At 57.2% G+C, this 20,560-nt stretch carries 21 protein-coding genes; 20 read left to right on the top strand and 1 reads right to left on the bottom strand.

From position 1 onward, the window contains the following. Nucleotides 1-6: 6 nt before the first annotated feature. Complete coding sequence (gene dnaA, locus AB4O16_RS16360; protein WP_160388578.1) at nucleotides 7-1,530, bottom strand: chromosomal replication initiator protein DnaA; 1,524 nt, start codon at nucleotides 1,528-1,530, stop codon at nucleotides 7-9. A 566-nt stretch (nucleotides 1,531-2,096) separates the two neighbouring features. Here dnaA and rpmH point away from each other — a divergent pair. The 20 genes from rpmH (at nucleotide 2,097) to AB4O16_RS16260 (ending at nucleotide 20,560) form a co-directional block, all read left to right on the top strand. Further along, complete coding sequence (gene rpmH, locus AB4O16_RS16355) at nucleotides 2,097-2,231, top strand: 50S ribosomal protein L34 (protein ID WP_003213577.1); 135 nt, start codon at nucleotides 2,097-2,099, stop codon at nucleotides 2,229-2,231. Nucleotides 2,232-2,247: 16 nt separating this feature from the next. Continuing rightward, nucleotides 2,248-2,649: a ribonuclease P protein component gene (gene rnpA / locus AB4O16_RS16350; RefSeq protein WP_056727027.1), complete on the top strand. Its 402-nt coding sequence runs from the start codon at nucleotides 2,248-2,250 to the stop codon at nucleotides 2,647-2,649. Continuing rightward, nucleotides 2,642-2,887 carry a membrane protein insertion efficiency factor YidD gene (yidD, locus tag AB4O16_RS16345; RefSeq protein WP_010207715.1) on the top strand — a complete coding sequence of 82 codons (246 nt, stop codon included), beginning with the start codon at nucleotides 2,642-2,644 and terminating at the stop codon, nucleotides 2,885-2,887. The genes rnpA and yidD overlap by 8 nt, the downstream gene beginning before the upstream one ends. A gap of 2 nt (nucleotides 2,888-2,889) precedes the next feature. Beyond that, entirely contained in the window at nucleotides 2,890-4,569 is a 1,680-nt protein-coding gene (gene yidC / locus AB4O16_RS16340) for a membrane protein insertase YidC (RefSeq protein WP_160388580.1), read from the top strand. Between the two features lie 79 nt (nucleotides 4,570-4,648). Further along, nucleotides 4,649-6,019 carry a tRNA uridine-5-carboxymethylaminomethyl(34) synthesis GTPase MnmE gene (gene mnmE, locus AB4O16_RS16335; RefSeq protein ID WP_460155317.1) on the top strand — a complete coding sequence of 457 codons (1,371 nt, stop codon included), beginning with the start codon at nucleotides 4,649-4,651 and terminating at the stop codon, nucleotides 6,017-6,019. A 550-nt stretch (nucleotides 6,020-6,569) separates the two neighbouring features. Then, nucleotides 6,570-8,468, top strand: a complete 1,899-nt coding sequence (gene mnmG / locus AB4O16_RS16330) for a tRNA uridine-5-carboxymethylaminomethyl(34) synthesis enzyme MnmG (protein WP_460155316.1) — start codon at nucleotides 6,570-6,572, stop codon at nucleotides 8,466-8,468. Next, a complete protein-coding gene (rsmG, locus tag AB4O16_RS16325; protein ID WP_150716645.1) occupies nucleotides 8,465-9,109 on the top strand; it encodes a 16S rRNA (guanine(527)-N(7))-methyltransferase RsmG in 645 nt (214 codons plus the stop codon). The genes mnmG and rsmG overlap by 4 nt, the downstream gene beginning before the upstream one ends. An 18-nt stretch (nucleotides 9,110-9,127) precedes the next feature. Next, on the top strand, nucleotides 9,128-9,925 hold the full coding sequence (locus AB4O16_RS16320) for a ParA family protein (protein WP_150716644.1): 798 nt from the start codon (nucleotides 9,128-9,130) through the stop codon (nucleotides 9,923-9,925). A gap of 9 nt (nucleotides 9,926-9,934) precedes the next feature. After that, nucleotides 9,935-10,807 (top strand): ParB/RepB/Spo0J family partition protein, encoded by an 873-nt coding sequence (locus AB4O16_RS16315; protein ID WP_160388583.1) that lies wholly within the window; start codon nucleotides 9,935-9,937, stop codon nucleotides 10,805-10,807. 148 nt (nucleotides 10,808-10,955) lie between these two features. Next, nucleotides 10,956-11,363 (top strand): F0F1 ATP synthase subunit I, encoded by a 408-nt coding sequence (locus tag AB4O16_RS16310; RefSeq protein ID WP_008045685.1) that lies wholly within the window; start codon nucleotides 10,956-10,958, stop codon nucleotides 11,361-11,363. Between the two features lie 16 nt (nucleotides 11,364-11,379). Beyond that, a complete protein-coding gene (atpB, locus tag AB4O16_RS16305) occupies nucleotides 11,380-12,249 on the top strand; it encodes a F0F1 ATP synthase subunit A (protein WP_160388584.1) in 870 nt (289 codons plus the stop codon). Nucleotides 12,250-12,382: 133 nt separating this feature from the next. Further along, nucleotides 12,383-12,640 (top strand): F0F1 ATP synthase subunit C, encoded by a 258-nt coding sequence (gene atpE, locus AB4O16_RS16300; protein ID WP_003097235.1) that lies wholly within the window; start codon nucleotides 12,383-12,385, stop codon nucleotides 12,638-12,640. Between the two features lie 58 nt (nucleotides 12,641-12,698). Continuing rightward, nucleotides 12,699-13,169, top strand: coding sequence for a F0F1 ATP synthase subunit B (locus AB4O16_RS16295; RefSeq protein WP_008064601.1), 471 nt, complete (start codon nucleotides 12,699-12,701; stop codon nucleotides 13,167-13,169). A 12-nt stretch (nucleotides 13,170-13,181) separates the two neighbouring features. Continuing rightward, nucleotides 13,182-13,718: a F0F1 ATP synthase subunit delta gene (locus tag AB4O16_RS16290; protein WP_007934341.1), complete on the top strand. Its 537-nt coding sequence runs from the start codon at nucleotides 13,182-13,184 to the stop codon at nucleotides 13,716-13,718. 21 nt (nucleotides 13,719-13,739) lie between these two features. After that, a complete protein-coding gene (gene atpA / locus AB4O16_RS16285) occupies nucleotides 13,740-15,284 on the top strand; it encodes a F0F1 ATP synthase subunit alpha (RefSeq protein WP_150716641.1) in 1,545 nt (514 codons plus the stop codon). Nucleotides 15,285-15,334: 50 nt separating this feature from the next. Beyond that, nucleotides 15,335-16,195 carry a F0F1 ATP synthase subunit gamma gene (atpG, locus tag AB4O16_RS16280; protein WP_008045673.1) on the top strand — a complete coding sequence of 287 codons (861 nt, stop codon included), beginning with the start codon at nucleotides 15,335-15,337 and terminating at the stop codon, nucleotides 16,193-16,195. Between the two features lie 27 nt (nucleotides 16,196-16,222). Beyond that, nucleotides 16,223-17,602, top strand: coding sequence for a F0F1 ATP synthase subunit beta (gene atpD / locus AB4O16_RS16275; protein ID WP_060540274.1), 1,380 nt, complete (start codon nucleotides 16,223-16,225; stop codon nucleotides 17,600-17,602). 45 nt (nucleotides 17,603-17,647) lie between these two features. Then, nucleotides 17,648-18,073, top strand: a complete 426-nt coding sequence (locus AB4O16_RS16270; protein ID WP_007969909.1) for a F0F1 ATP synthase subunit epsilon — start codon at nucleotides 17,648-17,650, stop codon at nucleotides 18,071-18,073. Between the two features lie 113 nt (nucleotides 18,074-18,186). Beyond that, the gene (gene glmU, locus AB4O16_RS16265) at nucleotides 18,187-19,554 is read left to right on the top strand and encodes a bifunctional UDP-N-acetylglucosamine diphosphorylase/glucosamine-1-phosphate N-acetyltransferase GlmU (protein ID WP_160388585.1); all 1,368 of its coding nucleotides are present in this window, start codon (nucleotides 18,187-18,189) and stop codon (nucleotides 19,552-19,554) included. Between the two features lie 229 nt (nucleotides 19,555-19,783). Further along, entirely contained in the window at nucleotides 19,784-20,560 is a 777-nt protein-coding gene (locus AB4O16_RS16260; RefSeq protein ID WP_160388586.1) for a DeoR family transcriptional regulator, read from the top strand.

The following is a 20,560-nucleotide window of genomic DNA, read 5'->3' as shown; positions in this document are numbered from 1 at the left end:
TGTTCATCAAGTGGTCAGTGTACGCAGCAGGTTCTTGTAGTCCTCGCGGATGTCCGCGTCGGATTCCTTAAGTTCGTTGATCTTGCGGCAGGCGTGCAAAACAGTCGTATGGTCGCGGCCGCCAAACACATCGCCGATTTCCGGCAGGCTGTGGTTAGTCAACTCTTTGGACAAGGCCATTGCAACCTGACGCGGACGTGCGACCGAGCGAGAACGACGCTTGGACAGCAAGTCGGAGATCTTGATCTTGTAGTACTCGGCGACGGTGCGCTGAATGTTATCCACAGAGACCAGTTTATCCTGCAACGCCAACAAGTCCTTCAGGGATTCGCGAATCAGCTCGATGGTGATATCGCGGCCCATGAAGTGCGAGTGGGCGATCACGCGTTTGAGCGCGCCTTCCAGCTCACGGACGTTGGAGCGAATGCGCTGGGCAATGAAGAACGCGGCGTCGTGTGGCAGATCGACCTTGGCCTGATCGGCCTTCTTCATCAGGATCGCCACGCGGGTTTCCAGCTCCGGCGGCTCGACCGCTACGGTCAGGCCCCAGCCAAAGCGGGATTTGAGGCGCTCTTCAAGGCCTTCGATTTCTTTCGGGTAGCGGTCACTGGTGAGAATGACCTGCTGGCCACCTTCGAGCAGGGCGTTGAAGGTGTGGAAAAACTCTTCCTGGGAACGCTCCTTGCGGGCGAAGAACTGAATGTCATCGATCAGCAAGGCATCCACCGAGCGGTAGAAGCGTTTGAACTCGTTGATCGCGTTCAGTTGCAGGGCCTTGACCATGTCCGCCACGAAACGCTCCGAATGCAGGTACACCACCTTGGCATTCGGGTTCTTCTTTAATAGATGGTTACCCACAGCGTGCATCAAGTGGGTTTTACCCAGGCCGACACCACCATAAAGGAAGAGCGGGTTGTACCCGTGCTTGGGGTTGTCCGCCACCTGCCAGGCGGCGGCGCGCGCCAGTTGGTTGGATTTACCTTCAACGAAATTCTCAAAGGTAAAGGTACGGTTCAGGTAACTGGTGTGCTTGAGCGCACCTTCAACCTGCACGGTACGTTGCTCGGCGCGCACCGGGGCCTGTTGCGAACTGGCGCCGGCCATCGGGTCGAAGCTGTCACGGGAAGGTTCTTCCTCGTTTACCTCGGCCGTTTTTTGCGTGGCGCGTTTGGTCGAAGCCGCGGCAGGTGCCGGCGCTGGCGAACTGGCGGGTGCCTGTGCAGCCTGGGCCTGGGAAGCCGCAGCTGCCAGGGGAGCATTGGGCGCGGCACGGGGTGCCGAACTGCGTTTGCTGCCTATTAACAAGGAAAGCGCAGGCGCCATGCCGTTGCCGTGCTCATCGAGCAATTCGAGAACACGCCCCAGGTACTTTTCGTTGACCCAGTCCAGAACAAAACGGTTGGGTGCATAGACACGCAACTCGTCGCCTTCGGCTTCGACCTGTAGTGGACGGATCCAAGTGTTGAATTGTTGGGCAGGCAGCTCATCGCGCAAAAGCTCCACGCACTGCTGCCAAAGTTCCACTGACACGGATATCCCCTAAGTTGAAAGCCGGTGAGGCAAAAACAAGCGGCCATTGTAGCGGCCAGACGCCGACTTATCCACACGAAGGTGGTTCATCGACCAAGAACAATCAGGGATTTATACGCAAAAAAGACGACCAATGGTCTGTGCATAAGCTCTGTGGATAACCGGGGTTAAGGTCATTGCACAAGTGGGGGCGAAACTCGGTGGATAACCGGCCTGTGGATAAAGCGGCTTTCCACCCACAGGTTATCCGACAGTGCAGCACAGGCTGAACACGGTTTTCCACTGTAGTTGTCATTCTCTGTACATCAGGTAAAACAAGGGTTGAATCGACTTATCCACAGAAGGAGGCGAGCCTAGCTTTTATAAGCTTTACAGAAAAGCTTTAAATACTTTCCTTTCTTATTTTTATATTTACCGACGGTTCCTTCAGCGCAAAACGCCTGGAGATCTATTTATAAGGAAACGCTGGTTGGAAATTGACCTGAAGGCTTGCTTTCTCTAGAATCCCCGGTCTCTTAAAACGGGGGCCATTCCGGCCCGTTGTGGACGAACCAGGTAACACGACAATGAAACGTACTTTCCAACCAAGCACTATCAAACGCGCTCGTACCCACGGCTTCCGTGCTCGCATGGCTACCAAGAACGGTCGTGCCGTTCTGTCGCGTCGTCGCGCCAAAGGTCGTGCGCGTCTGGCAGTTTGATAAGCCGGCACTGGAGGTGAGTCAGGACTTCAGTCGGGAAAAGCGTCTGCTTACTCCCCGGCAATTCAAGGCAGTCTTTGACTCCCCTACCGGCAAGGTTCCGGGGAAAAATCTCCTGCTCCTTGCGCGCAACAACGATCTTGATCACCCCCGTCTCGGGTTGGTTATCGGGAAAAAGAGCGTAAAGCTCTCCGTCGAGCGCAATCGCCTCAAACGTCTGATGCGCGAATCGTTTCGCCTGAACCAGGATTCACTGGTCGGTTGGGACATCGTTATCGTCGCGCGCAAAGGTTTGGGTGACGTAGAAAACCCCGAATTGATTCAGCATTTCGGCAAACTCTGGAAACGTCTGGCTCGCAGTTCGCCGGTACCAGCAGTCAAAACCGAAACTGTAGGGGTAGACAGTCCCGATGCGTAAACTGGCACTCGTTCCGATCCAGTTTTACCGCTATGCCATTAGTCCTCTGATGGCCAGTCACTGTCGTTTCTACCCCAGTTGTTCCTGCTACGCGTTAGAAGCCATCGAAAATCATGGCCTTCTTCGCGGTGGCTGGCTGACCTTTCGTCGTTTAGGTCGCTGTCATCCGTGGAATCCCGGTGGTTATGACCCGGTTCCACCTATCCCTACCTCCCGTTCTTCTTCGATGGCCGAGTAATCATGGATATCAAACGCACGATCCTGATCGTCGCCCTGGCAATCGTGTCCTACGTTATGGTTCTTAAATGGAACCAAGACTATGGTCAGGCTGCCTTGCCGACTCAGAATGTTGCCTCCAGTACGACTGCACCGGGCCTGCCGGAAACGGCAACTGGCTCCAACGCTTCCGCCAGTGACGACATTCCACGTGCTGCAAGCGACACCAGCGCACCTGCCGAAACGCCGGTGGCTGTGAGCAAGGACCTCATCCAGATCAAAACGGATGTACTGGACCTGGCTATCGACCCACAAGGTGGCGATGTTGCCCAGTTGACCCTGCCGCTGTATCCGCGTCGCCAGGATCACCCGGAAATTCCGTTCCAGCTGTTCGATAACGGCGGCGAACGTACTTATCTGGCGCAAAGCGGTCTGATCGGCACCAACGGTCCGGATGCAAATCCGGCCGGTCGTCCGGTTTATTCCTCGGAGAAGAAGGTTTATCAACTGGCTGACGGTCAGGACCAATTGGTCGTAGACCTGAAGTTCAGCAAGGACGGCGTCAACTACATCAAGCGTTTCACCGTGAAACGCGGCCTGTATGACGTAACCGTTTCCTACCTGATCGACAACCAGAGCGCTCAGCCCTGGACCGGTGCGATGTTCGCCCAGTTGAAGCGCGACGCCAGCGCCGATCCATCGTCGACCACGGCTACCGGCACCGCGACTTACCTGGGCGCCGCCCTGTGGACAAGTTCTGAGCCGTACAAGAAAGTGTCCATGAAGGACATGGACAAGGCAGCGCTCAAAGAAACCGTCACTGGCGGTTGGGTTGCCTGGTTGCAGCACTACTTCGTGACCGCGTGGATTCCGGCCAAGGGCGAAAACAACGTCGTCCAGACCCGTAAAGACAGCAAAGGCAACTACATCATCGGCTACACCGGCCCATCGATGAGCGTTGCACCGGGCGCCAAGGCCGAGACCAGCGCTGTTCTGTACGCAGGTCCGAAAAGCCAGGCCGTGCTCAAAGAGTTGTCCCCAGGTCTGGAACTGACCGTCGACTACGGCATTCTGTGGTTCATCGCCCAACCGATCTTCTGGTTGCTACAACACATCCACGCCATTGTGGGTAACTGGGGCTGGTCGATCATCTTCCTGACCATGCTGATCAAAGGGATCTTCTTCCCGCTGTCGGCTGCCAGCTACAAATCCATGGCGCGCATGCGTGCAGTGGCACCGAAACTGGCCGCGCTGAAAGAGCAACATGGCGATGACCGGCAGAAAATGTCGCAAGCCATGATGGAGCTGTACAAGAAAGAGAAGATCAATCCGCTGGGTGGTTGCTTGCCAATCCTCGTGCAGATGCCGGTTTTCCTCTCGCTGTACTGGGTTCTGCTGGAAAGCGTTGAAATGCGCCAGGCGCCGTTCATGCTGTGGATCACTGACCTGTCGATCAAGGATCCGTTCTTCATTCTGCCGATCATCATGGGCGCAACCATGTTCATCCAGCAGCAGCTGAACCCGACTCCTCCGGATCCGATGCAGGCCAAGGTGATGAAGCTGATGCCAATCATCTTCACCTTCTTCTTCCTGTGGTTCCCGGCTGGTCTGGTGCTGTACTGGGTAGTGAACAACTGCCTGTCGATCGCCCAACAGTGGTACATCACACGTAAGATCGAAGCGGCCGCTAAAGCAGCTGCCTGATTTACACTGTGCATAACCACTCAAAACGCCCCCTAGTGGGGCGTTTTGCTATCTGTCACTTTTGTCTGGATACCGGTTTATGAGCGTTCCTCGTGAAACCATCGCAGCCGTCGCCACCGCCCAGGGCCGTGGCGGTGTAGGCATCGTGCGTATTTCCGGGCCGTTGGCCAGCGTTGCGGCCAAGGCCTTCAGTGGTCGCGAGCTCAAGCCGCGATTTGCCCACTACGGTGCGTTCTTCGGTGAAAACGACGAAGTACTGGATCAGGGCATCGCGCTGTATTTTCCCGGGCCAAACTCGTTTACTGGCGAAGATGTCCTGGAACTACAGGGTCACGGCGGCCCGATCGTTCTGGATATGTTGCTCAAGCGCTGCCTGGAACTGGGTTGCCGGCTCGCCCGACCGGGGGAATTCAGTGAACGCGCCTTCCTCAACGACAAACTGGACCTTGCCCAGGCCGAAGCCATTGCCGACCTGATTGAAGCCAGTTCTGCCCAGGCGGCGCGAAACGCGTTGCGCTCCCTGCAGGGCGCTTTCTCGTCACGTGTGCATAACCTCACCGAGCAACTGATCGGCCTGCGCATTTATGTCGAAGCGGCCATCGATTTCCCGGAAGAGGAAATCGACTTCCTCGCAGATGGCCACGTCCTGAGCATGCTCGACAAAGTGCGCGACGAGTTATCCACCGTCATGCGCGAAGCCGGGCAGGGCGCCTTGCTGCGTGACGGCATGACCGTGGTGATTGCCGGTCGTCCGAATGCCGGTAAATCCAGCCTGCTCAATGCGCTGGCCGGGCGTGAAGCGGCGATCGTGACCGAAATTGCCGGTACCACCCGCGATGTACTCCGTGAACATATCCATATCGATGGCATGCCGCTGCACGTGGTGGATACCGCCGGTCTGCGCGATACCGATGACCATGTGGAAAAAATCGGCGTCGAACGTGCCTTGAAAGCCATCGGCGAAGCGGATCGGGTGCTGTTGGTAGTCGATGCCACTGCACCGGAAGCCCTTGATCCGTTTGCATTGTGGCCGGAGTTTCTCGAAACCCGTCCCGATCCCGCGAAAGTGACCCTGATTCGCAATAAGGCTGACCTTACGGGTGAAGCCATTGCCATGGAGATCAGCGAGGACGGTCATGTCACCATCAGCCTTAGTGCCAAGTCCGCAGGTGCTGGCCTGGAACTGCTGCGCGATCACCTCAAGGCCTGCATGGGCTACGAGCAAACGTCCGAAAGCAGCTTCAGTGCTCGCCGGCGGCACCTGGAGGCGCTGCGTCATGCCAGTGCTGCCCTCGAGCATGGCCGCGCGCAATTGACCCTGGCCGGTGCCGGCGAGCTGTTGGCCGAGGATTTGCGCCAGGCTCAGCAATCGCTTGGTGAAATCACTGGCGCCTTCAGTTCCGACGATCTGTTGGGGCGAATCTTCTCCAGCTTCTGCATCGGTAAGTAACCCGCCTGTTGTTCACAGACAGGCCATTCGTGCCTGTCTGCTCCCTCCTTTTGTGAATAAACCCTCCAGTGCCGAGCGGACATTGTCTGCTTGAGCTGAATTTTCGTGCGCGGATTTTGAGCAAACGACGTTTTTCTGTGGATTAAGCCCTGTGAATAACCGCCACTAAGGTCAGTTGATAACAGGGCCTGAAAACTGGATATAACCACCCCTGTGGATAAGCACCTCTTTCATCCACAGGCTTACCCCGGTTATCCAAGGGCCTCATTGGCACATGAACACAGGGTTTTGAATCTCTGTACACATTGAAAATAAAGGCCTGTAAAGATCTATCCACAGAAAGTCAGGTACATAGAAATAAACATAAAAACAAAGATTTAATAAATTTCTTTCTTTTTAATTTCTATAACTCCGACTTTTCCACAGCTGGTTAAATTTTGTGCAAAGGGTTCTTTAGGAAGGGCGAAGTCCCTATACTTGTCGACCAGGTCCAAAAACCTGAGCTCAAACTATTCCTGAATTACCTACTTAAGCAGGCACGAGGTGCGTGGTGGATTTCCCTTCCCGTTTTGAAGTGATCGTCATCGGCGGCGGTCATGCCGGTACCGAGGCAGCACTGGCCTCAGCACGTATGGGGGTTAAAACCCTATTGCTGACGCATAACGTGGAAACCCTCGGTGCCATGAGTTGCAATCCGGCCATTGGCGGGATCGGCAAAAGTCACCTGGTCAAGGAAATCGATGCCCTGGGTGGCGCGATGGCCATTGCTACCGACAAAGGTGGGATCCAGTTTCGCGTGTTGAACAGCCGCAAAGGCCCGGCCGTGCGTGCAACCCGTGCACAAGCAGACCGGGTTCTGTACAAGGCCGCTGTCCGCGAAATCCTGGAAAACCAGCCGAACCTGTGGATATTTCAACAGGCAGCCGATGACCTGATCGTCGAGCAGGAACAAGTGCGTGGCGTAGTGACCCAAATGGGCCTGCGTTTTCTCGCCGACTCGGTGGTTTTGACCACAGGCACCTTCCTCGGTGGACTTATCCACATCGGTTTGCAGAATTTTTCCGGTGGTCGCGCCGGTGATCCGCCATCGATCGCGCTGGCTCACCGCCTGCGTGAACTGCCGCTGCGCGTGGGTCGCCTGAAAACCGGTACACCGCCGCGTATTGACGCCCGCTCTGTGGATTTCTCGGTAATGACCGAGCAAGCCGGCGATACACCGATCCCGGTGATGTCGTTCATGGGGTCCAAAGAGCAACATCCGCGGCAAGTCAGCTGCTGGATTACCCACACCAACGCCCGCACCCACGAAATCATTGCCGCGAACCTCGACCGTTCGCCGATGTATTCCGCTGCCGGTGAGATCGAAGGCATCGGCCCGCGTTATTGCCCGTCGATCGAAGACAAGATCCATCGCTTTGCCGACAAGGAAAGCCATCAGGTCTTCATCGAACCGGAAGGTTTGACGACAAACGAGCTGTATCCGAACGGGATATCCACATCCCTGCCGTTCGACGTGCAATTGCAGATCGTGCAATCGATCCGCGGCATGGAAAACGCGCACATCGTGCGTCCGGGCTACGCCATCGAGTACGACTACTTCGACCCGCGCGACCTGAAGTACAGCCTGGAAACCAAAGTCATCGGCGGCCTGTTCTTCGCCGGGCAGATCAACGGCACCACCGGTTACGAAGAAGCCGGCGCCCAGGGTTTGCTTGCCGGGACCAACGCTGCACTGCGAGCACAAGGCAAAGAGGCCTGGTGCCCGCGTCGCGACGAGGCCTACATCGGTGTACTGGTCGACGACCTGATCACCCTCGGTACCCAAGAGCCGTACCGGATGTTCACCTCCCGTGCCGAATACCGTTTGATCCTGCGTGAAGACAACGCCGACCTGCGCTTGACCGAAAAAGGTCGCGAACTGGGTCTGGTCGATGACGCGCGCTGGGCGGCTTTCTGCAAAAAACGCGAAAGCATCGAACTGGAAGAGCAGCGCCTGAAGAGCACCTGGGTTCGCCCGGGCACCGAACAGGGCGATGCGATTGCCGAAAAATTCGGCACGCCGCTGACTCACGAATACAACCTGCTCAATCTCTTGAGCCGTCCGGAAATCGACTACGCTGGTCTGATCTCCGTCACTGGCGGTGGCGCAGAAGATCCACAGGTTGCCGAACAGGTCGAGATCAAGACCAAGTACGCCGGTTACATCGATCGTCAACAGGATGAAATCGCCCGCCTGCGAGCCAGCGAAGACACCAAACTGCCTGTGGATATCGATTACACGAATATTTCCGGTCTCTCCAAAGAGATCCAGAGCAAGCTCGGTGCGACCCGTCCAGAGACTTTGGGCCAGGCTTCGCGTATCCCGGGCGTAACGCCGGCAGCCATTTCGCTGTTGATGATTCATTTGAAAAAACGCGGCGCGGGCCGTCAGTTGGAGCAAAGCGCTTGAGTTCGTTGGTCACTTCGCAACATGCAGAAGAGTTATCCACAGGTGCCCGCCAGCTTGGCGTCACGCTGACAGACACCCAGCACGCGCAACTGCTGGGTTATCTGGCCCTGTTGATCAAATGGAACAAGGCCTACAACCTCACCGCCGTGCGTGATCCGGACGAAATGGTCTCCCGCCATCTGCTCGATAGCCTGAGTGTGATGTCGTTCATCGAAAACGGTCGCTGGCTCGACGTCGGCAGCGGCGGCGGCATGCCTGGCATTCCGTTGGCCATCCTGTTTCCCGAGTCCCAGGTGACTTGCCTGGACAGCAACGGCAAGAAAACCCGCTTCCTGACCCAGGTCAAACTCGAACTCAAACTGGATAACCTGCAAGTTATCCACAGTCGCGTCGAAGCCTTCCAGCCTGCCCAGCCGTTCAACGGGATCATTTCCCGGGCGTTCAGCAGCATGGAGAACTTCAGCAACTGGACTCGCCACCTCGGCGATAGCGAAACACGCTGGCTGGCAATGAAGGGCGTTCATCCGGCCGATGAGCTGGTAGCATTGCCGGCAGACTTCCACCTCGATAGCGAACACGCCCTGGCCGTACCTGGTTGCCAAGGCCAACGCCATCTGCTGATACTGCGCCGCACGGCATGATTGGGAACACAAGCAAGAATGGCTAAGGTATTCGCGATAGCGAACCAAAAGGGTGGCGTGGGCAAAACCACCACCTGCATCAACCTCGCAGCATCCCTGGTCGCGACCAAGCGCCGGGTGCTGTTGATCGACCTTGATCCACAGGGCAACGCCACCATGGGTAGCGGTGTGGATAAACACGGCCTGGAAAACTCGGTCTACGACCTGCTGATCGGCGAATGCGACCTGGCCCAGGCCATGCACTACTCCGAACACGGTGGTTACCAGCTGTTGCCGGCCAACCGCGATCTCACCGCGGCCGAAGTGGTTCTGCTGGAAATGCAGATGAAGGAGAGCCGCCTGCGCAGTGCGCTGGCGCCGATCCGCGAAAACTACGACTACATCCTGATCGACTGCCCGCCGTCGCTGTCGATGCTGACCTTGAACGCACTGGTTGCCGCCGACGGGGTGATTATCCCCATGCAGTGCGAGTACTTCGCCCTCGAAGGCTTGAGCGACCTTGTGGATAACATCAAGCGCATCGCCGAGCTGCTGAACCCGAACCTCAAGGTCGAAGGCCTGCTGCGCACGATGTACGACCCGCGCCTGAGCCTGATGAACGATGTCTCGGCGCAGCTCAAGGAACATTTCGGCGAACAGCTCTACGACACCGTCATTCCGCGCAACATCCGTCTGGCCGAAGCGCCAAGCTACGGCATGCCGGCGCTGGCGTACGACAAATCCTCGCGCGGTGCCGTTGCCTACCTGGCACTGGCGGGCGAAATGGTTCGTCGTCAGCGCAAAAACTCACGCATCGCCGCCGCTCAGGCAACTTAAGGAATCCCCATGGCCGTCAAGAAACGAGGTCTCGGACGAGGACTGGATGCACTGCTGAGTGGTCCGACCGTCAGCTCGCTGGAAGAACAAGCGGCGCAAGCCGATCACCGTGAGCTGCAACACTTGCCACTGGACTTGCTCCAGCGCGGCAAGTACCAGCCGCGTCGTGACATGGATCCGCAGGCGCTCGAAGAGCTGGCGCAGTCGATCAAGGCCCAGGGCGTCATGCAGCCCATCGTGGTGCGCCCGATCGGCGCTGGCCGCTTCGAAATCATTGCCGGTGAACGCCGCTGGCGTGCCAGCCAGCAGGCCGGGCAGGAAACCATCCCGGCGATGGTTCGCGATGTACCCGATGAAACCGCGATCGCCATCGCGCTGATCGAGAACATCCAGCGCGAAGACCTCAACCCGATCGAAGAAGCGGTGGCCCTGCAGCGCTTGCAGCAGGAGTTCCAGCTGACCCAGCAACAGGTGGCCGAGGCTGTGGGCAAGTCCCGGGTGACCGTGGCGAACCTGTTGCGCCTGATTTCGTTGCCGGAAGTCATCAAGACCATGTTGTCCCACGGCGACCTGGAAATGGGTCATGCCCGTGCTTTGCTCGGTTTGCCGGAAAATCAGCAGGTCGAAGGGGCGCGACATGTTGTCGCACGCGGGCTGACCGTGCGCCAAACCGAGGCACTGGTTCGCCAGTGGTTGAGTGGTAAACCGGAGCCTGTGGAAGCGGCAAAACCGGACCCGGATATCGCCCGTCTCGAACAGCGCCTGGCCGAGCGCCTAGGCTCTGCGGTGCAGATTCGCCACGGTAAGAAGGGTAAGGGGCAGTTGGTGATTGGCTACAACTCCCTGGACGAGCTTCAAGGCGTACTCGCACATATCCGCTGAAACATTTCCTCATGTAGCGCGCAGTCGGAAATCACTACCTGACAGTTGAATAGGGGCAGAACCGCCCCTATACTCTGCGCGCATTTTGTCGGCACAAATTATGCCAAGTTAGTGAATTTCGGCAGCCGACCATTGGAGAGTAAAAGTGATGGAAACCCGCACGCCAAACCGCCTGCCCTTCCATCGCCTGGCAGTTTTTCCGGTGTTGATGGCTCAATTTGTCGTGTTGCTGATCGCCGCTTTGGCGCTCTGGTACCGATATGGAGTCGTTGCCGGGTACTCCGGACTCTGCGGAGGCCTGATAGCCTTGCTACCCAATGTTTATTTCGCTCACAGGGCATTTCGGTTTTCCGGCGCCCGAGCAGCCCAGTCCATCGTCCGGTCATTTTATGCCGGCGAGGCAGGCAAACTGATTTTGACGGCAGTGCTGTTTGCACTGGTGTTTGCAGGTGTGAAGCCACTGGCGCCGATTGCAGTATTCGGTGCCTTCGTGCTGACTCAGTCGGTCAGCTGGTTCGCTCCCCTGCTGATGAGAACAAGACTTTCGAGACCTTAGGGCGTTTGAGGCAACCATGGCAGAAACAACCGCTTCGGGCTATATCCAGCACCACTTGCAGAACCTGACCTTCGGTCAGCACCCTACCGGCGGCTGGGGCTTTGCCCACACCGCAGCAGAAGCCAAGGAAATGGGCTTCTGGGCTTTCCACGTCGATACTCTCGGCTGGTCGGTCGCTTTGGGTCTGATCTTCGTTCTTCTTTTCCGCATGGCGGCAAAGAAGGCGACTTCCGGTCAGCCTGGTGCTTTGCAGAACTTCGTTGAAGTTTTGGTCGAATTCGTCGATGGCAGCGTGAAAGACAGCTTCCATGGCCGTAGCCCGGTGATTGCACCGCTGGCACTGACCATCTTCGTCTGGGTGTTCCTGATGAACGCCGTCGACCTGATTCCGGTCGACTGGATTCCTCAGCTGGCCATGGCGATCTCCGGCGATCCGCACATTCCATTCCGTGCCGTATCGACCACTGACCCGAACGCTACCCTGGGCATGGCCCTGTCGGTGTTCGCGTTGATCATTTTCTACAGCATCAAGGTCAAGGGCATCGGCGGCTTCATCGGCGAACTGACCCTGCACCCGTTCGGCAGCAAGAACATCTTCGTTCAGGCCCTGCTGATCCCGGTGAACTTCCTGCTGGAATTCGTGACCCTGATCGCCAAGCCGATCTCCCTGGCTCTGCGTCTGTTCGGCAACATGTACGCCGGCGAGCTGGTCTTCATTCTGATTGCTGTGATGTTCGGCAGCGGTCTGCTCTGGCTTAGTGGCCTGGGCGTTGTTCTGCAGTGGGCGTGGGCTGTGTTCCACATCCTGATCATCACCCTGCAGGCGTTCATCTTCATGATGTTGACCATCGTTTACCTGTCGATGGCACACGAAGAAAACCATTAAGACCAGTCTCGACTAGTCTGATGTCCTTCCCGGTCAAACGGGAAGGTGCTCCTGACGGGGCATCTGAAACGATTTGTTTTACCGCTTTAATCTAAAAAACCTAAACCATACGACGTAAAAGTCGGGAGGAAAGATGGAAACTGTAGTTGGTCTAACCGCTATCGCTGTTGCACTGTTGATCGGCCTGGGCGCACTGGGTACCGCAATTGGTTTCGGCCTGCTGGGCGGCAAGTTCCTGGAAGGCGCAGCGCGTCAACCAGAAATGGTTCCAATGCTGCAAGTTAAAATGTTCATCGTTGCCGGTCTGCTCGACGCCGTAACCATGATCGGTGTTGGTATCGCTCTGTTCTTCACCTTTGCGAACCCGTTCGTTGGTCAGATCGCTGGCTAATTACTCGGATCTTCCGGGTAATTTGGTGTGATGGACAACGTAACTGCGAGGTGTTGGCGTGAACATTAATGCGACCCTGATTGGCCAGTCCGTTGCGTTCCTGATTTTTGTACTGTTCTGCATGAAGTTCGTATGGCCTCCGGTCATCGCGGCTTTGCACGAACGTCAAAAGAAGATCGCTGATGGTCTGGACGCTGCCAGCCGAGCAGCTCGCGACCTGGAGTTGGCCCAAGAGAAAGCGGGTCAGCAACTGCGCGAAGCGAAAGCTCAGGCAGCTGAAATCATCGAGCAAGCCAAGAAACGCGGTAATCAGATCGTTGAAGAGGCTGTTGAAAAAGCCCGTATCGACGCTGACCGTGTGAAGGTTCAGGCTCAAGCCGAGATCGAACAGGAACTGAACAGTGTCAAAGACGCGCTGCGTGCCCAAGTGGGCTTGCTGGCAGTCGGCGGCGCCGAGAAGATCCTGGGTGCCACAATCGATCAAAACGCGCACGCAGAGCTGGTTAACCAACTGGCTGCTGAAATCTAAGCGAGGGCGATCATGGCAGAACTGACCACGTTGGCCCGACCTTACGCTAAGGCGGCCTTCGAGCACGCTCAGGCCCACCAGCAACTGGCCAATTGGTCAGCCATGCTCGGCCTGGCTGCAGCGGTGTCGGAAGACGACACCATGCAGCGCGTGCTCAAGGCCCCGCGACTGACGAGCGCAGAAAAGGCCGCCACGTTCATTGACGTGTGCGGCGACAAGTTTGATGCCAAGGCACAGAACTTCATCAACGTCGTTGCCGAAAACGACCGTCTCCCGCTGTTGCCGGAGATTGCCGCTCTTTTCGACCTGTACAAGGCCGAACAAGAGAAGTCGGTAGACGTAGAAGTGACCAGTGCTTTTGCATTGAACCAAGAACAGCAAGACAAACTCGCCAAGGTTCTCAGTGCACGACTCAACCGGGAAGTGCGCCTGCAAGTTGCGGAGGACGCTGCCCTTATTGGTGGTGTCGTCATCCGCGCCGGCGACCTGGTTATCGATGGCTCGATTCGCGGCAAAATCGCGAAACTTGCCGAAGCATTGAAATCTTGAGTTTGAAGGGGCAGCAGAGCAATGCAGCAACTCAATCCTTCCGAAATAAGTGAAATTATCAAGGGCCGCATCGACAAGCTCGATGTGACCTCCCAAGCCCGTAACGAAGGCACTGTCGTCAGCGTATCTGACGGTATCGTGCGGATTCACGGTCTGGCCGACGTAATGTACGGCGAGATGATCGAGTTTCCGGGCGGCGTCTTCGGTATGGCCCTCAACCTGGAGCAAGACTCTGTAGGTGCCGTTGTATTGGGCGCATACCAGTCTCTGGCTGAAGGCATGAGCGCCAAGTGCACCGGCCGCATCCTCGAAGTTCCGGTTGGTAAGGAACTGCTGGGTCGCGTAGTCGACGCACTGGGTAACCCAGTTGACGGCAAAGGTCCACTGGGCAACACCGAGACCGACGCGGTCGAGAAAGTTGCTCCGGGCGTGATCTGGCGTAAGTCGGTAGACCAGCCTGTACAGACTGGCTACAAGGCTGTCGATGCCATGATCCCTGTCGGCCGTGGCCAGCGTGAGCTGATCATCGGTGACCGTCAGATCGGTAAAACCGCTCTGGCGATCGACGCGATCATCAACCAGAAGAACAGCGGCATTTTCTGCGTCTACGTAGCAATCGGTCAGAAACAATCGACCATCGCCAACGTGGTTCGCAAGCTGGAAGAAAACGGCGCCCTGGCTAACACGATCATCGTGGCTGCCAGTGCTTCGGAATCTCCTGCGCTGCAATTCCTGGCACCGTACTCCGGTTGCACCATGGGTGAATTCTTCCGCGACCGCGGTGAAGACGCGCTGATCGTTTATGACGATCTGTCCAAGCAAGCAGTGGCTTACCGCCAGATTTCCCTGCTGCTGCGCCGTCCACCAGGCCGTGAAGCTTACCCAGGCGACGTGTTCTATCTCCACTCCCGTCTGCTGGAGCGCGCATCCCGCGTTTCGGAAGAATACGTAGAGAAGTTCACCAACGGCGCAGTGACCGGCAAAACCGGTTCCCTGACCGCACTGCCGATCATCGAAACCCAGGCTGGCGACGTTTCCGCGTTCGTTCCGACCAACGTGATTTCCATCACCGACGGTCAGATCTTCCTGGAATCGGCCATGTTCAACTCGGGCATCCGCCCTGCAGTGAACGCCGGTGTTTCGGTATCCCGTGTGGGTGGTGCCGCTCAGACCAAGATCATCAAGAAGCTGTCCGGTGGTATCCGTACCGCTCTGGCTCAGTACCGTGAACTGGCGGCATTCGCCCAGTTCGCTTCTGACCTGGACGAAGCGACCCGTAAGCAACTTGAGCATGGTCAGCGCGTTACCGAGCTGATGAAGCAGAAGCAATACGCACCAATGTCGATCGCTGACATGGCGCTGTCGCTGTATGCCGCTGAGCGTGGGTTCCTGACTGACGTTGAAATCGCCAAGATCGGCAGCTTCGAACAAGCGCTGATTGCTTTCTTCAACCGCGATCACGCCGAATTGATGGCGAAGATCAACGTGAAGGGTGACTTCAATGACGAAATCGACGCTGGCATGAAAGCCGGTATCGAGAAGTTCAAGGCCACCCAAACCTGGTAAGCCGCAGCGGGAGCCTAGCGGCTCCCGCTTGCTAACCTGATAGGTGTTACATGGCAGGCGCAAAAGAGATTCGCAGTAAGATTGCGAGCATCAAAAGCACGCAAAAGATTACCAGCGCCATGGAAAAAGTGGCGGTCAGCAAAATGCGCAAGGCACAAATGCGCATGGCTGCTAGCCGTCCTTATGCGGAGCGTATCCGCCAGGTAATTGGGCATCTGGCCAACGCCAACCCGGAATACCGCCACCCGTTCATGATCGACCGCGAAATCAAGCGTGTCGGTTATGTCGTAGTGAGCAGTGACCGTGGTCTGTGCGGCGGCTTGAACACCAACCTGTTCAAGGCCCTGGTCAAGGACATGGCGGTAAACCGCGAAAACGGCGTCGAGATCGATCTGTGTGTCGTTGGTAGCAAGGGTGCGGCCTTTTTCCGCAACTTCGGCGGTAACGTCGTTGCAGCTATCAGCCACCTGGGTGAAGAGCCGTCGATCAATGATCTGATCGGCAGCGTCAAGGTGATGCTGGATGCCTACCTGGACGGCCGTATTGACCGCCTGTCCGTGGTGTCCAACAAGTTCATCAACACCATGACGCAACAGCCTACCGTGGAGCAATTGATTCCACTGGTGGCAACCCCGGATCAAGACCTCAAGCACCACTGGGACTATCTCTACGAACCGGATGCCAAGGAGCTGCTGGACGGCTTGATGGTCCGTTACGTGGAGTCGCAGGTCTACCAGGCGGTGGTCGAGAACAACGCGGCTGAACAAGCTGCGCGGATGATCGCGATGAAGAACGCTACCGACAACGCCGGTGATTTGATCAGCGATTTGCAGCTGGTCTACAACAAGGCGCGTCAGGCTGCGATCACCCAAGAGATCTCGGAAATCGTCGGCGGCGCTGCCGCGGTTTAACGGTTCAAATATTCAGAGGATCCAGCTATGAGTAGCGGACGTATCGTTCAAATCATCGGCGCCGTTATCGACGTGGAATTTCCACGCGACAGCGTACCGAGCATCTACAACGCGCTGACTGTACAAAGCGCGGCCGGGACCACCCTGGAAGTTCAGCAACAGCTGGGCGACGGCGTGGTTCGTACCATTGCGATGGGTTCCACCGAAGGCTTGAAGCGCGGTCTGGACGTTGTCGACTCTGGCGCAGCCATCTCCGTACCGGTCGGTAAAGCGACTCTGGGCCGGATCATGGACGTTCTGGGCAACCCGATCGACGAAGCAGGTCCAATCGATACCGACGAGCGTTGGGGCATTCACCGTCCAGCGCCTTCGTTCGCTGAACAGGCAGGCGGCAACGACCTGCTGGAAACCGGCATCAAGGTTATCGACCTGGTCTGCCCGTTCGCCAAAGGCGGTAAAGTCGGTCTGTTCGGTGGTGCCGGTGTAGGCAAAACCGTAAACATGATGGAACTGATCCGTAACATCGCCATCGAGCACAGCGGTTATTCCGTGTTCGCAGGTGTGGGTGAGCGTACTCGTGAGGGTAACGACTTCTACCACGAGATGAAGGATTCCAACGTTCTGGACAAAGTGGCACTGGTTTACGGTCAGATGAACGAGCCGCCGGGTAACCGTCTGCGCGTAGCACTGACCGGCCTGACCATGGCCGAGAAGTTCCGTGACGAAGGTAACGACGTTCTGCTGTTCGTCGACAACATCTATCGTTACACCCTGGCCGGTACTGAAGTATCCGCACTGCTGGGCCGTATGCCTTCGGCAGTAGGTTACCAGCCGACCCTGGCTGAAGAGATGGGCGTTCTGCAAGAACGTATCACTTCGACCAAGGAAGGTTCGATCACTTCGATCCAAGCGGTATACGTACCTGCGGATGACTTGACCGACCCGTCGCCAGCGACCACCTTCGCCCACTTGGACGCCACCGTCGTTCTGTCCCGTGACATCGCCTCCCTGGGTATCTACCCAGCGGTCGATCCACTGGACTCGACTTCGCGCCAGCTGGACCCGAACGTGATCGGCCAGGACCACTACGACACCGCTCGCGGCGTTCAGTACGTTCTGCAGCGTTACAAAGAACTGAAGGACATCATTGCGATCCTGGGTATGGACGAGCTGTCGGAAGCCGACAAGCAGTTGGTAAACCGTGCTCGTAAGATCCAGCGTTTCTTGTCGCAGCCGTTCTTCGTGGCTGAAGTCTTCACCGGTGCATCGGGTAAATACGTTTCCCTGAAAGACACCATTGCTGGCTTCAAAGGCATCCTCAACGGTGACTACGACCACCTGCCAGAACAAGCGTTCTACATGGTTGGCGGCATCGAAGAAGCGATCGAGAAAGCCAAGAAACTGTAATCCCGGCGCCCGGCAACGGGCGCTAATTTAGGTTGAGGCAATCAGATGGCTATGACAGTCCATTGCGATATCGTCAGCGCGGAAGGGGAAATCTTTTCCGGTCTGGTCGAGATGGTGATTGCGCACGGTGCACTGGGTGATCTTGGTATCGCCCTGGGTCACGCGCCGCTGATCACTAATCTGAAGCCAGGTCCGATCCGCCTGGTCAAGCAGGGCGGGGAAGAGGAGGTGTATTACATCTCCGGTGGTTTCCTCGAGGTTCAGCCGAACATGGTCAAGGTACTTGCCGACACCGTGCAACGTGCTGCCGACCTGGATGAAGCCTCCGCTCAGGAAGCCGTCAAGGCTGCCGAGAAGGCCTTGCATGAACGTGGCGCTGAATTCGATTACGGTTCCGCTGCCGCACGTCTGGCCGAGGCCGCAGCTCAGCTGCGCACCGTCCAGCAGATCCGCAAGAAGTTCGGCCACTAAGGCTGCGCTTGTTGTGTGATTGATTAAAAAGGGTAGCCTCGGCTACCCTTTTTTCTTTTCCGATTTTTACAACCTGGTCGCAGCCGCTGACCACCCAGGATTGGTAGCCAGTCATGTCTCTTGAAATCGTTATTCTCGCTGCTGGCCAAGGCACGCGCATGCGTTCCGCTTTGCCGAAAGTACTGCACCCGATTGCCGGCAACTCCATGCTCGGCCATGTTATCCACAGCGCCCGACAACTTGATCCACAGCGCATCCACGTGGTGATCGGCCATGGCGCCGATGCCGTGCGTGAGCGCCTGGCCGCTGACGATCTGAATTTCGTCCTTCAGGACAAACAACTGGGCACCGGTCACGCCGTGGCCCAGGCTGTACCCTTCATCAAGGCCGACACCGTGCTGGTTCTGTACGGTGATGTGCCTTTGATTGAAACGGAAACCCTGCAGCGCCTGCTCAAGCTGGTCGTGCCTGGGCAAATGGGCCTGCTCACCGTCGAACTGGACGACGCGACCGGTTACGGTCGAATTGTTCGCGACGCTGATGGCAAGGTGTCCGCGATCGTCGAGCACAAGGACGCCACCGAAGCTCAACGTGCCATCAACGAAGGCAACACCGGCATCCTCGCAGTCCCGGCGGATCGCCTGGCTGACTGGACCAGTCGCCTGTCCAACAACAACGTGCAGGGCGAGTATTACCTGACCGACGTGATCGAAATGGCGGTCAACGATGGTCTGGTGGTGGCTACCGAACAACCCCACGACGCGATGGAAGTGCAGGGCGCCAACGATCGTAAACAGCTTTCCGAACTTGAGCGTCACTATCAATTGCGCGCTGGTCTGCGCTTGATGGCCCAAGGCGTGACGCTGCGCGACCCGGCGCGTTTCGATGTGCGCGGTGAAGTCACGGTTGGCCGCGACGTGCTGATCGACATCAACGTGATTCTCGAAGGCAAGGTGGTCATCGAAGACGACGTGGTGATCGGCCCGAACTGCGTGATCAAGGACAGTACACTGCGCAAAGGCGTGGTCATCAAGGCCAACAGCCACATCGAAGGCGCCATCCTCGGTGAAGCCAGCGATGCCGGTCCGTTCGCCCGTCTGCGTCCAGGCACCGTGCTGGAAGCCCGCGCGCATGTGGGTAACTTCGTCGAGTTGAAAAACGCGCACCTGGGCGAAGGCGCCAAGGCCGGTCACCTGGCCTATCTGGGCGATGCCGAGATCGGCGCGCGCACCAACATTGGCGCCGGCACCATCACCTGCAACTACGATGGTGTGAACAAGTGGAAAACCGTGCTGGGTGCGGATGTGTTCATCGGCTCCAACAACTCGTTGGTAGCGCCTGTGGATATCCTCGACGGTGCAACCACGGCAGCCGGATCGACCATTACTTCGACTGTGGATAAATCCCAGTTGGCCATCGGACGTGCTCGCCAGAAGAACATCGACGGCTGGAAGCGGCCGGAGAAAGTCAAAAAGAACTGAGTTATACACAACTCCCTTGTAGGAGCGAGCTTGCTCGCGATGGGCGTGAACGATGACGCATTCTTTCTGGAAAAATGCGCCGCTCTCGAATTCATCGTCGGAACGCCGCCCGGAGCAAGCTCGCTCCTACAAGTTATCCACAGTTCTTTTTATCGCATGACGCTTGACGAAGTTTCGCCGATAGGTTTTGATTGCTTCCGTTATCTTTCGAATCGAAACTTACCAGCCCATGTCGAAGCGCAACACGCCTCAGCGTCGCCACAACATTCTCGCCTTGCTCACTGAGCAGGGCGAAGTGAGTGTGGATGAGTTGGCCAAGCGCTTCGAAACGTCGGAAGTTACGATTCGCAAGGATCTGGCGGCACTTGAAAGCAATGGTCTGTTGCTGCGTCGCTACGGGGGGGCCATCACCATGCCTCAGGAGCTGGTGACCGACCTGGGTCAGCCGGTTTCCAAGTACAAACAAGCCATCGCCCGTGCCGCCGTCGCGCGGATCCGCGAGCATGCGCGCATCATTATCGACAGTGGCAGTACCACCGCCTCGATGATCCCGGAACTGGGTCAGCAACCTGGCCTGGTGGTGATGACCAACTCGCTGCATGTCGCCAATGCCTTGAGCGAGCTTGAGCATGAACCGGTGCTGTTGATGACCGGTGGCACCTGGGACCCGCATTCCGAGTCCTTTCAGGGGCAGGTCGCCGAGCAGGTACTACGCTCCTACGACTTCGACCAGCTGTTCATCGGTGCCGATGGCATCGATCTGGTTCGCGGTACAACCACCTTCAACGAACTGCTGGGGCTGAGCCGGGTCATGGCCGAAGTCGCCCGAGAAGTGGTAGTGATGGTGGAGGCCGACAAGATCGGCCGCAAGATTCCCAACCTGGAACTGCCCTGGAGCAGTGTCCATACCCTTATTACCGATGAACGCCTGCCGCTTGAGGCTCGCGATCAGATTCAGGCCCGCGGCATCACTTTGATATGCGCGGCTGTCAGTCAGGAGAAATAG

Source organism: Pseudomonas sp. S2_H10, assembly GCF_054668285.1.
This window is presented reverse-complemented; position numbering and strand designations above follow the sequence as displayed.